The following is a 16,230-nucleotide window of genomic DNA, read 5'->3' on the forward strand; positions in this document are numbered from 1 at the left end:
AGTGCTCGCCAGCACCCTTGAGTTGGCTCCTCCGGCAACTCGACTCTTGCGTCGGCCGTGACGGCGCTTGAAGTGGAATCCGTACTCGCAAGGGGCGACGTGCGCTCAAGGCACGGAAGCTTGTGCAGTTTCCCGAGCCGTCTGCCGTATATACATATAGATCGACCATACTTCCTTCTCACTCAGGTCATCAAACGTCGGCATGCCTCTGGCCGTGAAGGCGCCCTCCTTAACGACGGCTCGAAATGCGCCCCATTGCATCGCCAATAGTGATTCACGTAAGTCGGGTGCCATCGATGCGAAATTCTCAAGATCTTTACCATGACACTCCTTGCACCTCCAGTACGCTCTGCGTCCTTCGGCGGCGGCCTCTGCATCGATGACAATCTTTGGATCATCAACCGCCCTGACCGTGAACCGGGGTGGCAACGTGGGTGGCAGCGGCGTCTTTTTTCCTAGCGCAAAGGTAAGAACGCGCCTCGGTTGTTCGTTGAATCGCCAGCCATAGTCAAACACCTTGCTCGCATTCGCGCCGCCGCCGTAGCCCACTAGCAGAGAAATATACTGAACACCGTCGCTGAGATAAGTGGATGGCGCGGCGTTGATCCCAAGTCCTGCGTCGAAGGTCCAAAGCCGCTCGCCGGTTGTCGCATCGTAGGCGAAAAATTTCCCACGGCCGGTGCCCTGAAACACCAGATCTCCGCCTGTGGCAAGTACGCCACCGTTCCATGAGCAATCGATGTATCGCACTTCCCAGTGACTTTTCTGCGCGATCGGATCCCAAGCCAGCAGCGTGCCCACACCATCACCAGATTCTATCGGGCGTACATCGATGCTCTTAGCGCCAATCATCATGCCCAGCTGAATAGTGGGTATGTACACCAGGCCCGTTCTCGGGCTGAACGACATCCTTTGCCAGCTGTGTGCACCGACGACGCTCGGCCAGATGGGCACTGGCTCACTACCGTATCGAGCGGCGCGAGTCTCAATCGGGCGGCCGCTCTTCAGATCGATTCTCTGCGCCCAGTTTGCTTTGCTGAATTTTTCTGCCGAAATGAGCTTACCTGTCAATCGATCGATCACATAGAAGAAGCCATTCTTTGAAGCCAGCATCAGCACTTTTCTTTGCTGACCGCCTATATCGAGCTCCGCGAGAACCGTCTGTTGAGTTGCATCATAGTCCCACGACTCACCCGGATTAACCTGGTAATGCCAACGGTACTCGCCGGTGTGGAGATCAAGCGCAATGATGGAGGCGACGAAAAGATTATCGCCACCGCCCGCACCGCGCCGGGAAGCATTGATCGGAGTTCCGTTCGCGGTTCCGATATAGACGAGCTTCAACTCAGGGTCGTATGCGATGTTGTCCCATACCGTGGCGTTACCACCGTCCTTCCACCATTCTCCCCTCCAAGTCTTTGCCGCCATCTCCATGGCGGCATTCTCAAAGCCCTTCGCGGGGTTACCAGGAACTGTATAGAACCGCCACAATCGAGCGCCGCGTACCGCGTCGTATGCTGTGACGTAGCCTCTAGTACCCCCTTCGCCTCCATGGCCGATGATTACTTTGCCGCCGGCCACACGTGGCGCACCGGAGATTTGCTTACTTGCGTCAGCTTCGTCAAACGTCTGGATGCTCCAGACCGGATGGCCAGTCTTTGCGTTGAGCGCCAGGAGGCGTCCGTCCACAGTGCCGACATAGATGTTGCCTCCCCAATATGCCACTCCGCGATGAGAGCCAAAGAGGATCCCCTTTCGGTCAGGAGTATGAGTGGCAAGTTCCGGATCGAATCTCCACAGCTGTTTACCAGATCGGACATCAACTGCGTACGTTGTACCGTTCGTACCCGAGAAGTAGAGGACGCCACCGATCGCCAGCGGGGTGGCGTGCAGCGAGCGCTCACCGGGAAGATCCAGATGCCACGCGAGCCCGAGCTGCGCAACGTTGCCGCGGTTGATCGACGAGAGCGGGCTGTAGTGTTGCTCGGCAAAGGTTCTCCCTGGCTCGGGCCAGTCCTGGATCCCTACCTCACCAGCTGACGGTCGATCATCAACCGCACCACCGACGTCCGGCAGTACACAAAGACTTAGTGTAGCGGACCAGGCAATTGCAACCGAGGCACCTGCGACAGATTTCATACGAAACACATCCGCCGATATTCGCTGATTCCTCTGCTGGTCATACCGATTCTGCTTCTGGCCGGGGGCATTCAGGTACGTACCACTCTCTTTCTCTCTGAAGTTGACTGGGCATGGGCACCGGCATGCCGCCGATGTACTACCTGCCCGGAGTAGCTACCTGGGTCATCGCACGCAGTTCGGCCGTCGGCGCCTATCTACGGTGCCAGGATGGCATTCCATGCCTGTTTCATTCAGTTGGCTGTTGCAATCGTGCATCCGCTTGCTGAAAGTTCGGCCGGATGCCGCCGGAACCCGGCTGATCGAGTTCCGCCGCCAGCCAATCGACCCCACGCGATACGTTGTGTAGCACAGTGTCAGGGCTGGCCCCGAAGTCCAAGCAAAGTACCCCGACAGGGCCTCGCCAGCCGCTCTTCTGAATAACGCGCATCATTGGCAGTTCATCCTCTCCCTGCGAAGGATAGAGCGACTCCATTTCCCCGCGCACGCCACTGATCGCAACCGTCCTTACGCGCGGCTTGATCCTCGCCCAGATCTGCTCGAAGTGCCTTACATCGTCATGAAGGCTGTCGCGGGCATGCCAGAACGTGTAGACCATGCCCACGTTCTTGATGCCGTCCTGCTCAAGCCGCTCAATGATTGCGAGCTGATTGTCAACCAGTCCGAACCAGCCATTGTGATTGTAGAGGCTCACATCAAAGCCATACTTCGAGGCCAGTTGTGCGAGCGAGCCGATGCGGCGCGCCTCCTGCTCCAGGCGCTCGACCTGCTCTTGGGGAGTTTTCGGAAGGTGAGCCTGGTCGGAATATATGCGATGAAGCGCCTTGAAGAATTTCTCCTTCTGCTGCTCAGTAAAATCGGTGCCCGATGAGAAAGCTGATTGGAAGTAGTCGTCATCCGCGGGACCAATGAATCCCGCCTCGGCAAATCTCTGCTTCCATCCTTCAGCAGTTTTCGGTAGAAAAGCATTAGACTGCGAAACCCAAATTTGGGGGCGGATCCCAAGCCGCCTGAAGGAATCGAAAGCTGCTCGGACCTTGTTATCCTCTCCTGGCCGGTCAGTGTCGAGCCAGAAGTACACAGCAGCGACATTCACCCCATGCTGTCGGAATGCGGCAATCTGCTCATCATATTGTGCCGCCCTGTCAAAGAAATATATGAATGAGTAATGCTTGAAGCCTCTCGCTCTAAGCATCCGCGCACGTGCTTCCGGTGCAATCTCCGCCTCGCCTTGATTCCATTGCAGCTCCAACGGCACCAGATTCTCGCGTGCTAGAAGCTTCGTTCCTGTTGAGGCACTTGCCGAATGGATGGCGACCGCCCCGCAAAATAGCAACGCTGCGAGGACGCATGCTGCTCGCTTAATCACTGATGAAGCAGATCTTTTGCTATGTGCATGCCAGTCGAGAATGGTCCTCATGAGGGCCCCCGTTCGCCTGTATTGTGAAGGAGAGATCAGGATCGACATCCTTACAAATGCTGCGCCTTGGCGAAGGTGCTTTCAACCGACGAGCACTGTCGATGCTTATGCTCGTCTCGAAGATCATGCATCCGTGACCTTCGTTTGTGCGGAAATGTGCGCTCTTGGAGCAGGGTTCGTTCTCATCCAATGCGCGGCAAAGGTGGCCGCACGGCACGACCGTTGCAATGGTTCCGCTTCCTTCAACATCACCGGTAAGGGATGCTTCGTCGACCAGTCGCTGGCGCCCGCCACGCAGCAACGCCCTGCATCTGACGCTCATCTGATAAACCGCGGCAAGGCTGTGCCGCGTCCTTCCATTCGGCACATTCCGATGACTCGTCTGCGCCACGTCATCGCACAATCTTGCTCGTCGGGCTACGCTCCCTACCTAAACAACGGCGGCGATCACGCTCGAGCGTATATGAGGGATTGCTCAACGTGGGTTGCGCAATTGCCAGTCTTGCCTCCGGGACTTGGACGTGCGCTGGTATCGACGCGAGCACGGCTTCACTGCGATCACGGATCGCCCCTTCGTACTCCGGATGCGAGAGTATGTATAGATAATTGTTTCTGATTCCTTCAAGCACAATGCGCCCGGCCTCGAAAGGATCCATCAAGGCTCCGGTGTCCCGAAGTTTCCGACCCGAAGCTTCATGCTCGGCCAACTTACTGGTATCGGTGCTGTGGCTGAGGCCTCCCAACTCAGTGGGTCGGTTCCGTTGGGAATTCCAGCCGCGCGAGAATACGGCTCCTGGACAATAAACCGATACACCAATATTCAACGGCAGAAGCTCGCCCCGAAGCACTTCCATCATCATGATCACGGCCGCTTTAGATGCACAGTAGATTGCGGCGTTCTCCACCGCAAATAGGCCCCACGCAGACGCGGTAGTCACAATCTGGGAGCCCTCGCCATGCGCCCGAAGATGTGGCAGAAATACTTCCAGGCAGTTGAATACGCCGCCCACATTAACGTTCATCATCCAGTCCCAATCTTTGCGAGTAGCCTCGCTAAAAGGTCCTAGAGCATAGACGCCGGCGTTATTCACAAGAACGTGGATTTTGCCGAATACCTTGATCGCTTCAGCCGCGGCTGCTTGGATTCCGTCTCGATTAGTCACATCGAGCTCTACAGCGTGAACGCGCTCGCGGGCGTTTTCGAGGTATTTCATTGCCTCACTGAGATGCTCCCGAGTCCGATAGGAAATGACAATCTTCATTCCCGCGTCGGATAACGCGCGAGCAATGCCGAGACCAATTCCGCTAGATCCGCCGGTTATGAATGCGACCTTCCCTTGGACATCCTTTATTGGGATCGGCACTTGGGGACAGGAGACCCTCTCCCGTCCCCTTGCTGAACTGACTGAAAGCGCGGACGTACTAACGAGCGCACCAGCAGTGACTCGCAGAAAGGCCCGTCGCGCAGGTTTGGAGCAAGGTGGTCTGTTTTTCATCGATTTCCGGGCGCCTCAACTTGCGTGCCGCGCTGATTGCCGGAGGCTCCCCCATGTCGCTCGGCCTAGTAGACGACGTGCTGCGACCATCTTCCTCCTGACTGCTGGTGGACCGGTCTAAGAAGCGCAGTAACCTCCCCGCCCACAGTCGATGTTGGCGATCATGTGAGAATCTTGCCTCCCAAAGCACTGTCTCGCCCCACAGCGCACCACCTTTCGTTCGCTCTGCAGGCTCGAACACGCGCCCATCAACGCACCCTCCGCTTCGGCCGTGCAAATTCCTCTCGCCAGCACCGCATGCAGCTGCTTCGGGTTTCAAGCAGGCGCAAGCACCCCCACACGCAACAGCGCTAGTCTGCAGCGACTCAGCTTTTTCCATTGACATGAAGATCATTCGTTTCGCATCAACTACGGCTCCGCAGGGCACGGTTACGCAGTATGCTTTTCGACATGTCCTGTCCCGGCACTCCTTCGGCGAACAGTTCCGATCGAAGAGTGGCCTAGACGGTGCCCGTTGTCGATGAGCCTAATAGTGTCGGCGCCTCGATCTATACTCTCGTGCGGCGAGTGCTTGGGCCGTCGGCGCCAACGCCCGTGCTCGAGTCGGGATCCCTGCGCTGGCAGACGGCTTCGTCGTCGGCCCGTAGCCGATCTGCTTCATCATGCTAGGAAGGCGCGCCGGGCAACTACGGAGTACCCGGCACAGCTGCTGAGATGTCAGATCCAAAGCTCGATGAGTCGCAAGAGCAACGGCTGGACAACGCGGCTTCATCTCCAGTATGACGAAGGAGCTCATCCCTGCAAAACTCTTCTTCTCGCGTGAGCAGGTCGCGGTCGAGCTAGCACGTACATCCGTCTACACAGCCAGTTAGCTTCTTCGCGATGCGATCGTGGTCGCGCAGAGTCGTCAGGATACGCAATCAGCCGACTTCTCGATACGCGCCCTCTACTGGCAACCCTGGAAGCCGCTACCCTTTCGCCCCCCTGCGCCTGGCCTCATTCATCACTCCGATCGCGGCTCCCAGTACGCTTCGTAACTGTAACGCGAAGGTCTGTCCGGGGCGGCACACGGATTCGATGTCGCGCACGTTAGATCCGTCGATAATGCGACGGCCAGATGTTGCAAAACGCGCAAACACGAGGTGTTGGCTTGCACTATGCAACGATGCGGGACCTGGTTGATCGTCCCCCAAAGCTAATTCGAAGAGATCTATAGGTGCCATCGCTTACATTCTGCGCTGGGCGATCTCCGGCCTAAAGAGTTCGAGCTCGCCCAAACCGCATGCGCTGCATACGGCAAAGCTGCGCGAGGGATGACTGTCTCAGCAGAGGGTTCACTCCAAGATCTATGCAGCTTTGGCCCGGCGTTGGCACGTTTGCGCACGTGCTGGCCCTAGTTAGACTGCTAAACGATCAACATCGCCTGCCGCGATCACTCGATCGCTGCTGCAACCCAACTTTTTGCGATGCTCATATTTCTCACACGGAAAATATACAACGGCAGATACTTCTGCTGCCTGCCATGGGACGCGTGCCGAGTGGATCGAATTCCGCTCGTTATCTATCGGTTTGCGCTCCCCCGCTCCCGCCCCGTCACCTCGGAGCTTGTGCGCGTCGATGCAGACGTGATTACTTAGGTGACGAAGCCCAGACGTGTCCAGCAGCTAAGAATGCTTCTATGCTTTTCCGCGCAACCACTCTTCGTGCCACTCTCTTCACACTAGTTATCTTCGCCGTGAGACTCAACGGCGCCACATTGTCGGAGGAGGAGGACCACCAAGGGCACCCGACGAAAGATTGGCCTACCGTTGGTGGTGACTTGAGCAACACTCGCCACTCTGCGCTTGCGAAGGTAGACAAGAACAATGTGCGACAGCTGGGAGGCGCGTGGGTCTCCGAACGGTTCGACGATGGTAGCGTGTCGCTCGTTACGCCCGTCGCTAAAGATGGAGTGCTGTTCGTCACGGCCGGACGGAAGGTCTATGCGCTGAACGCGATCACGGGCGTGAGGATTTGGACGTTCAGCACGGCTCCAGATATTCGACCAGAGCGCGTGGACGAGACTTCAGAAGCGCTCAAGAACTCGACGATCACGGAGATTTCCGTCCCGAATCGACGCGGCATAGCCATCGGCCAAGGTCTTGTGTTTGTGGGACTTCACGATGGGCGCGTTATCGCACTCAATAAGGATACAGGTGAATTAGTCTGGAGTCAGCAGACAGGGGTTGACCAGCCGAAGAAAGAACAAGTCGTTTCCGGCGCACCAATATACAGCCGAGGTCTAGTGTTCGTCGGACTGTCGAACGGAGATGCACGCCTGAGAGGACGAGTGACCGCGATGGACGCGGCAACCGGCAAAATTGCTTGGCAACTGTTTACGGTCCCAGCACCGGGAGAAACCGGTCACGAGACGTGGCCGTCGTTCAATGATGCCTGGAAGTTCGGGGGCGGCGGCGTATGGACGAACGCGGCCGTGGACGAAGATCTGGGAATGGTTTACTTCGCTACTGGCAATGCCGTACCTCCGTTTGCAGGAGACTGGCGGCCCGGCTCGAATCTTTATACGTGCTCGGTCCTGGCATTGGAGATCAAAACAGGCAAGCTGAGGTGGTACTACCAACTCGTGCGCCATGACGTGTTCGACGCAGACGTGGGAACCCCGGTGATCCTTCACGATGCGCAGATCGAGGGGCAATTGCGCAAGGCAGTGGCCATCTTGCGGGCCGATGGGCACTTGTTCCAGCTTGATCGAGTTACCGGCCATCCATTGAGGGCCGTGGAGGAGCGAGCGGTCCCGCAGCTTGCGTCCCAAAAGACGGTGCCCACACAGCCGTTTCCTGTCGGCGCTGAAAGCATTCTGATGGATTGTGACGACTGGAAGAAAGAAGGCGTGCCTGCTGGATTCGTACTCGGCTGTATGTGGACCTCCGCGGCCGCTCCTCCACCATCGAAGGATCCGCAGAACGTGCTCGCACCATTTCCATCCGCTCGCGTGAGCCCGATGGCGTACAGTCCTGAAACGCGATATTTCTATGCGCAGGCTACCTCGTTCCTCACCTGGCCGCGAAGATCACCAGATCCCTACTACTTCGACTTCGATCGCAGCGCCCCAGGCCTTAGAGAGCACGGAGAGCTTGCGGCGATCGACAGCCGCACCGGCAGAATCGCATGGAAGCGACGAGTCTATGCACCCAAGGGCGCATTCCCGTTCTTGAGAGGAGGGTTGCTTACAACATCAGGCGGATTATTGTTTCGTAGCGCCCCCGACGGAACGATCGAGGCCAGCGATGCCCAGAGCGGACGAATACTGTGGACGTTTCAGACAGGGATGGCTGGTGCATACGGCTCTCCGGTGACTTATGAGGCCGATGGTGAGCAATATGTTGCGGTGCCGATGGGTCCTTCAGTATGGGCATTCAAACTCGGGGGCGAGCTTCAGACTACTAATACAGCCGCTGCACTCCCCAAGCAGGAAGAGGCGTTTTTCGGCCCCGTCATAGACACTGCCGATGTCGAAACCACATCATTGAAGCGCTCATCCTTTGGATCTGGAACGCGCTACTTCGTAGATGAATTCGCATTCCATCCTTATCGCTCTCGCGTGGAGAAAGGAGCTAAGGTGCGATTCGTGAACAACGGCAAGATGGAGCACGAGATTGTTGCGCTCGATGGCTCTTGGAGCACTGGTCGCTTAAGACCAACCCAAGAGTCCTGGATCAGTTTTCGATCCCCAGGGGAGCACACCTATATATGTAAGGACCATCCCTGGAGCTACGGACAGGTCATAGTGACGGAGGAACAAGTCGATCAATGACGGATCGTGGCAGTCGTTCGATTTCGGTCTTAATCGGTCAGTTCCGCGTTGTACTCGCTTTCATCTTGATACTGCGTAGGTGTTGCGCGTCATCCTTGAGCTCCCCTTGCAGCGAGATACCGTTAGTGCGCAGCAGGTAAGCAGCAATGTCCAGGTAAGTCTCTCGGCTTAGGCTTCCCGGGTTCGCAAGCGGCATGGTCGATCGGATGTTATCGAACAGATCTGCCACGCTCACGTTCGTCCAACGCAGCATGAAGGCTTCTCCCAACAGAGCTGGCGCTGCACCCCGCCCGGCTAGGTCCTCGCCGTGGCACACGCTACAGTTGCGCTCAAAGTGTTCTCTGCCTCGCCGAGCTCGATCCGAAAAGTCGCGGGAAGCCGATTCAGTATCACTCTCCATGGGCTTTTCATGGCTGCGGGATATCAGATCATCTGAGCGGACGATGAGTTGCCCATAACTCCAAGGGTGTTCTTTGCATACATACAGATGCTCGCCTGGATTTCCGAATGTCAACCAAGCTTCCTCTCCGGGACTCAGCCGGCCTGTACTCCATGAGTTGTCCAAAGCCACGATCTCGTGGTGGAGAATCCCATTGTTGACGAAGAGAAGCTTGCTTCCAACCTTCACCCGTGCGCGAACTGGATTGAACGTGAACTCGTCAATGAAATAGCGCGTGCCCCGCGCGGTCTCCGAGCGATGTGCTGAGCTTGTTTCGATCTCCGCGGTGTCGACCAACGGTCCAGGCAGTGCTTCCTCCGACCGCGAGACCACGGGCTTCGGTCTTTCGATCGGCTTGCCGCCGCGTTTGAAGGCCCACACCGCGGTGCCCAGAGTTGCTGCCAGATATTGCTCTCCGTCAAGCTCGTATGTGACGACTGGCCCGCCACTGGAGCCGGCCTGAAAATCCCACAGAATCTGTCCGCTCCCTGCATCAGAGGCTTCAAGCCGTCCGTCACCTGAGCTGCGGAATACGAGTTCACCTGCGGTCGTCAAAGGTTCGACGGTCGTAGCACCGACTGGCACTCGCCTGCGCCAAACAATCTTTCCTGTGCGGCTGTCGAGCGCGGCAAATTCGCCATAGGTCTGCAGACCTGGAATAGCTCCGACCTCCTTCCGGAAATAGGGATCCTGCGACCTACGGGGCCAATGTAATATTGAAGTCCCGTACGCATAGAAGTACCCCGTTTGGGGGCTATATGCCATTGCAGATCCGGTAGCCATGGCCGCTGGCGCGAGAACATTCTGAGGATCGGTCGACGGAGGCGGTGAAGCCGGCGGTGTAAACATACATCCCAGCACGAAGCCGGCAGGTACGGGCTCCTTCTGCCAGTCTTCGCAGCTTTTCAGTATGCTCTCCCCAACCATGGGGAACGGTTGGGTCTTGGCCGTGCTCTGCGAGGGAAGCTGCGGAACAGCACGCTCCTCAATAGGTGCGAGCGGCTTTCCCGTTACGCGATCTAGTTGAAACACGTGGCCATCGCCCCTCATAACTGCAAGCGCCTTGCGCGCGCTGCCATCGACTTGGGCGTCGTACAGCAATATCGGTGCTCCCGAGGCCGCACCGAACACATCATGACGGACAAATTGGTAGTACCACTTTAGCTTCCCTGTCTTCACCTCCACCGCCAGGACGGAGCCGGAATAGAGATTGTCACCAGGCCGCAAATCCCCCCCGTATGCCGGTGCGGGGTCTCCAGCCGTGAAGTAGACAAGTCCCAACTCCGGATCTACCGCTGGGCTCGCCGATATACCGCCGCCACCGAATCGCCAGCCGTCATTGAAGGACGGCCAAGTCTCGTGTCCAGGCTCCCCCGGCCCGGGAATCGAAAACCTCTGCCACAGTTGTCTCCCAGTCATGGCATCGAGTGCAGTCAGCTTTCCACGCCGGTTCTCCGCATCATCAGCTAATCCTGTAAAGAGGATGCCACTACTGTACGTAAGTGAGCCTGCGGTCCAATGCCCTTTGTTCGACTCGTGGGTTCCTGGATGTCGAGTCCACACCAACTTCCCAGTCTTCTCTCTCAACGCAACGACAGTCCCACCTACGAGTCCGACGAATACTAACCCCTGGCCGATGCGGACTCCTCCGTTATTCGGAACTCCCTTTGAGAGATTCACGAGCCCAAGATTCCCTGATCGAAAGAGGCCTGTTGAATCCTTTCCCGCCGGGCTTTTGTAGCTCCAAACGCGTTCTCCGAATTTCGCATCGAGGGCATGGACATACTGTCCCGCCGTGACAAAGAGCAGTCCGTCGTTCACCACCACCGGTGATTGTGACGTCGCTCCGTCACCGAAGTTCTCGGAGACCCAAGCCAGACCGAGCTCGGACACATTGCTTTTATTGATGCGTGCGAGACCTGAAAAGCGCATGTTGCTTTGATCGCCGTTGAGCATCGGCCAGTCTGCTGAAGGCGAGCGAGCATAGTCACGGCCAGGAGCCGCCGAGGGCAACTCAGCACAGACGCCGTGTGCGCTTACGATGGCGATCGCATTGAAGACGAGCCATCTCACCCAGAGTCGCACATTTGGAGGCTCCTGAATGCGTGAGGGGGAGGCGCTTCCATTGTTTGTGTCCGCTTGCACAGAGTTTGGATCCATTATGTGCTCGCCGATCACGCGTTCCGGGTGATGTTTCGGATGTTTGCCAACGCCAGCACCTGTAAAGCTCGATCACGCCACCCGGATCGCAGTCGAAGACTCAAGCTTGGATCGGCGGTTTCCGTTCATCAAGCATCTCCCTCGGTAAGGGTCGCCGTCGGGGCTTGAATCGAAGAGTTGCGGCAGTTTCGAACCCAGGTGTCGATCTGCGCACAATTGCCCTCGTTTGTTCCCAGATATCCTGTAGCATTTGGCTCGAGCCAGAAGCGTAAGCCGCCGGGAACGCAGGCAAGCCACAGACTTGGTAGCGTGCTGCCTCACGGATATGTTATCGGCGGGCTGTCGCTTGTTGCCGGCGACCGCTTGGTAGCGACGCGAGTTATATCGGCGGGCGCACCGCTCATTACGCTCCCGCTAACAATCTCTTGACTCGCGGATGACGTGTTGACACGCGAACACCCGAGTTGGACGTAAAGTGAGCCAACCGCTCCCATGGGTAACATTCCGTCTGAGGCAACGCGGCACCATCTCAACGCCGCTGCCTTGGAAGTTCCAGCAGTGTAGCAAGTGACATCCGAGCAAGCGGAAGGCCCCCAGTGACGATCGGCAGCGAGCGTACTTTCCGCAAGAGAAAGCACAGGTGGTCTCACCCTGAATTATTCCTAGAACCAGTGGACCGTCGCGGCTCGCCGTCCGTCGCTCCATCTCGTCTCGTGTTCCCGCCAATGTGCTGAACTACCTCTCTACATACATCGACACCTGGAGTGATCATCGCGGAGTGAGCACACAGTATTGCGAGATTCCCCCGGCGAAGGTATAGGGCTCGCTACCAATAGCAAGCCGCTAATCGTTTGAGCGGCGGATACGGCGACAGTTTCAGCGGCAGTCGCCGCTCAGAGACGGGCCATTTCAGAGGGTGGGCGCGGCCATCCTTTGAGTAACGCGGGGGGGGGGGTGCCCCTATGTTGTTGTCAAGGGATTTCCTGCCCGTGGCGGGCTATGCGGTAATCCTCCCGAAAATTAGATGAGGTCAGAAGTGGAATTTTCTCGTAACCTTGACCGAGGAGATTCCCTTGAAGAAATCACGATTTACCGACAGTCAGATCATTGCGATCTTGAAGCAAGCCGAGGCCGGCACTCCGGTACCGGAGCTGTGCCGCGAGCACGGCATCAGCTCGGCCACGTTCTACAAGTGGCGATCCAAATATGGCGGCATGGAGGCTTCCATGGTGTCGCGCATGAAGGAGCTCGAGGAGGAGAATCGGCGGCTGAAGAAAATGTATGCCGAGGCCCAGATGAGTGCCGATATCCTGAAGGAGGCGCTCTCAAAAAAATGGTGAGGCCATCTCAGCGTCGAGAGGTGGCCCGATGGGCGGTAATCGTTAAAGGCCAAAGCATCCGACGGGCCTGCGTGGAACTCGATATCAGCGAGACCTGCTACCGCTATGAGCCGAAGCTGTCGAGCGAGAACGATAGAATCGCCAAGTGGCTGATGCGCGTGACGGACAGCCAGCGCAACTGGGGCTTCGGGTTGTGTTTTCTGTACCTTCGCAACTTGAAAGGCTTCGGCTGGAATCACAAGCGCGTGTACCGCATTTACCGCGAGCTGGAGTTGAACCTGCGGATCAAGCCCAAGAAGCGGCTGCTGCGCGGGGCGCCGGTGCCGCTGACGATCCCGACAGTAAAGAATCAAGTCTGGTCGATGGACTTCATGCACGATGCTCTCGGCGACGGCCGCAGCTTCCGGCTGTTCAATGTGCTGGACGACTTCAACCGCGAGGGCCTGGCGATCGAGGCGGATCTGTCGCTACCGTCGGCTCGCGTGATTCGCACGTTAGAGCAAGTCATCGACTGGCGTGGCAAGCCGCGGGTGATTCGCTGTGACAACGGACCAGAGTATATCAGTGGCACGCTGTTGCAGTGGGCAGCGCAGAGGCAGATCCGGATCGAGTACACCCAGCCCGGCAAGCCTCAGCAGAACGCATACGTCGAGCGCTACAATCGCACCGTGCGCTATGACTGGCTTGCTCAGCATATCTTCGGATCGATCGCTGAGGTTCAAGAAGCTGCGACCCGATGGCTATGGACGTACAACAACGAACGTCCCAACATGGCACTGGGCGGGTTCACGCCGATACAGAAGCTGGCTATGGCTGCTTAGTTCCTCCACTTTTGGCTGCAGCTAAAAATGGGAGGATTACCGTCTGAGTGATCTGTCCGGCCAGGTCGTCATCGAAGCCGCACAGCATGGTGAGCTCGGCGACGTCGTTGTCCGGCAACTTCAGCGATCGCAACGTATGCGGCATGCTGCGTGCCGCTTCCGCGATGATGTATGCGTCTCGCGCATCCGTCTTGGCCTCGCCCGCGTGCAGGTCGGCGATTCGGCGCATCGCAAGGCCCGGAAGGTAGGCGACTGTCGCACCTTCGGCTCGCGCCACCGCAACTGGCAGAGCGCCGATCGTGGCCGGCTGGTCGACAACGAGCAGCACGCGGCCATGTCCTTTGAGCTTGGTGATGAGTGCTCGAAGCTTGGCTTCATCGTTCGGCAAAGCACTGTCGAGCAGGCGCTTTCCAGTCTGATCCAGCGCCACGGCGTGATGTGCCCCTTTGCCAACGTCGACGCCGACGAAGACCTGGATGCACTCCTGCGGTTCGATGCCCGTCATTGGTACCCCCTTTGTAGTTATCTTTATGGGCGGCCAGCGACCTACAGCAGCCAGTCTCGGCATCCACGTTACGAGCGACCTAGGATTTGGTCCTGGTCCAGCCCCTATCAGCGATCACCGGCTGCCGACCCGGCCCGGTGACAACCCCCCCCGGATCATGGACGACTGGGGGCGGGAGTCATGCCGGGCCAAGCTGGCCGAATCTCAGCATAACTGAGATATGAAGAAAGTAACGGGGGGCAGTCCACAGGCGCGCCGTACTGGAAAACGTGGATAACAGGGATTGCCGCAATTCCGCCCACAATATAGGATCGGCTCACTTCGTTGATTTAGCGCGTTTCACGCGAGTGCAGCTGATGCGATCGCGCTCCTTTCTATAAACGGACTCTTGACGCCAGGAACGTAGTCTTTCTACTTGCGCGCTGCTCGCCTGTAAATCCTTTGGGAAGGCTGCAAGGAGCGCCTCGTTTCGGTCACGAACGATGGGCTCATACTCAGGATGCGTGAGGATATACAGATCATTGCTACGCATCCCGCGCAGTACAAGCTCGCCCGCTGTGAACGGGTCCATGAAAAGTTCCGACTGAAGTTTATCCTCCTTCGACGATAGTTCTTTGCCGAGACTCTGGGCTCGGGCCGCGTTTCTTCGGCCACCAGGTCGATTTCGATCGGAATCTGCGATCTGCGTTTTGACCGCTCCAGGGCAGTATGTCGAGACTCCGATATTTGACTCAGCTAACGTCGCTCGCAGGCCCTCCATCATGCCAACGACTGCGAATTTCGACGCCGTATAGCTTGGATTATGCCAGGGTTCGGCGACCAGCCCATCCATGGACGCAGTTGCGATGATCTGACCACCTTCGCGGTGCTTCTGAATGTACGGCAGAAATGCCTGCAAACCATTGAATACTCCGTTGAGGTTCACGTTGATCACCCAGTCCCAATCCTCGTAGCTTGTTTGGCTTAATGGCACGTGATGCACTACCCCTGCATTGTTGACCAGAACGTGGATCTTTCCGAATACCCGCGCGACTTCAGCTGCAGCCTTCTCCATGCCCGGACGATCAGTCACATCGACGCTGATAGCGTGAACCTGGCTCGCCATATTGCCGAACAGTTCCATCGCTACCCTGATGTGCTCTCTCGTCCGATAGCCAATTGCCACTTTCATCCCCGCGGTTGCGAACGCGCGCGCAATTCCTAAGCCGATTCCGCTTGATCCGCCGGTGATGAAGGCCACTTTACCGGCCACTTCCCTCATCGGAGCCTTTTCCTTCGAACAATCGGCGGGTGCCGCAGCCCCTTCAGCCGCTCCGGCCTGACGAAGTGACTGAAGCATCCCAGCAACGGACGTTCCACTGGCCACGAGCCCTACTTGCTTGAGGAAACTGCGACGCGCAGACAGTAGCGGAGTGTCTCGCCCGTTTCTCCCATCCTTAGCCTTGGCCATCGCGCTCTCCCGCTTGAAGACGACACTCGAAAGGCGGAGCTTTCTCGGTGCAAAGTTCGCTTCTGGGCTCTCTCCGTCGTGTGTTCGGATTGTGGGCCGGAATGTGAGAATCTACGCCATAATCCCTGTTGGGCCGGCTCGATAATCCTCAACTTCTTGTAACACTTGGTCGGGCCCCGGCAACAGAAAACTGGGACAGACCTTGAGTTGTGTACTTATCATCCGGCTCGAAGGCGCTCGATGATCAACCCGTAGATGCTCAACGCTCCTTCCAGTTGGCTGAGCTTGATGCGCAGTCTTGATAGCGGCGTGTCTAAGACTTCCATTGTCTTCTCTTTCGCCGGCGTAAAACCATCCACGTCAGCGGTAGCCAAAATCTAATCGCGGACTGTCTACAAACGGGACCAACGTCAAACTGGGCCGGCCTAGAATTTCCTTGGACACCATTTTGGGCCAAAGTAGTGGCCGAAGGAGTGTCCGATGGCAAAGAAGAGTTCTGGTGCGAATGACGTAGAGCGCGGCCGCTGGTCGGCCAAGAGGAAATCAGAGGCGGTACTACGACTGCTGAAGGGTGAGGACCTGGATACGTTGTCGCGGGAGCTGAAGGTGAATGCTGCGACCTTGTCAGGCTGGCGCGATATCTTTC

The 16,230-nt window shown here is 57.4% G+C and carries 7 protein-coding genes and 1 pseudogene; 2 read left to right on the forward strand and 6 right to left on the reverse strand.

Annotation, left to right across the window (positions count from 1 at the left end; genetic code table 11):
* Positions 1–105 precede the first annotated feature (105 nt).
* The 3 genes from JM946_RS29675 to JM946_RS29685 all read right to left on the reverse strand — a co-directional run bounded on the left by JM946_RS29675 (position 106) and on the right by JM946_RS29685 (position 4,923).
* Positions 106–2,139 carry a PQQ-dependent dehydrogenase, methanol/ethanol family gene (locus JM946_RS29675; protein WP_203171086.1) on the reverse strand — a complete coding sequence of 678 codons (2,034 nt, stop codon included), beginning with the start codon at positions 2,137–2,139 and terminating at the stop codon, positions 106–108.
* 229 nt (positions 2,140–2,368) lie between these two features.
* Positions 2,369–3,559: a sugar phosphate isomerase/epimerase gene (locus tag JM946_RS29680; RefSeq protein WP_203171087.1), complete on the reverse strand. Its 1,191-nt coding sequence runs from the start codon at positions 3,557–3,559 to the stop codon at positions 2,369–2,371.
* 392 nt (positions 3,560–3,951) lie between these two features.
* Positions 3,952–4,923, reverse strand: a complete 972-nt coding sequence (locus JM946_RS29685; protein ID WP_203171088.1) for an SDR family NAD(P)-dependent oxidoreductase — start codon at positions 4,921–4,923, stop codon at positions 3,952–3,954.
* A 1,810-nt stretch (positions 4,924–6,733) separates the two neighbouring features.
* Here JM946_RS29685 and JM946_RS29690 point away from each other — a divergent pair.
* Positions 6,734–8,869: an outer membrane protein assembly factor BamB family protein gene (locus JM946_RS29690; RefSeq protein WP_456115332.1), complete on the forward strand. Its 2,136-nt coding sequence runs from the start codon at positions 6,734–6,736 to the stop codon at positions 8,867–8,869.
* A gap of 37 nt (positions 8,870–8,906) precedes the next feature.
* Here the strand turns inward: JM946_RS29690 and JM946_RS29695 are convergent, their stop codons facing one another.
* On the reverse strand, positions 8,907–11,393 hold the full coding sequence (locus tag JM946_RS29695) for an outer membrane protein assembly factor BamB family protein (RefSeq protein ID WP_218043207.1): 2,487 nt from the start codon (positions 11,391–11,393) through the stop codon (positions 8,907–8,909).
* Between the two features lie 1,148 nt (positions 11,394–12,541).
* On the opposite strand from JM946_RS29695, the gene JM946_RS29700 reads away from it, so the two are divergent.
* A protein-coding gene (locus JM946_RS29700; RefSeq protein WP_230980099.1) for an IS3 family transposase occupies positions 12,542–13,629 on the forward strand; the annotation gives its coding sequence in 2 pieces (ribosomal slippage) (positions 12,542–12,794 and positions 12,794–13,629; 1,089 coding nt in all).
* Positions 13,630–13,672: 43 nt separating this feature from the next.
* On the opposite strand, the pseudogene JM946_RS29705 reads toward JM946_RS29700, so the two are convergent.
* Positions 13,673–14,134, reverse strand: a pseudogene (locus JM946_RS29705) (IS110 family transposase); the annotation flags it as partial.
* A gap of 316 nt (positions 14,135–14,450) precedes the next feature.
* Entirely contained in the window at positions 14,451–15,473 is a 1,023-nt protein-coding gene (locus tag JM946_RS29710; RefSeq protein WP_218043209.1) for an SDR family oxidoreductase, read from the reverse strand.
* Positions 15,474–16,230 lie beyond the last annotated feature (757 nt).

It is taken from the genome of Steroidobacter gossypii (assembly GCF_016801985.1).
In the GTDB taxonomy this organism is placed as follows: Bacteria; Pseudomonadota; Gammaproteobacteria; order Steroidobacterales; family Steroidobacteraceae; genus Steroidobacter; species Steroidobacter gossypii.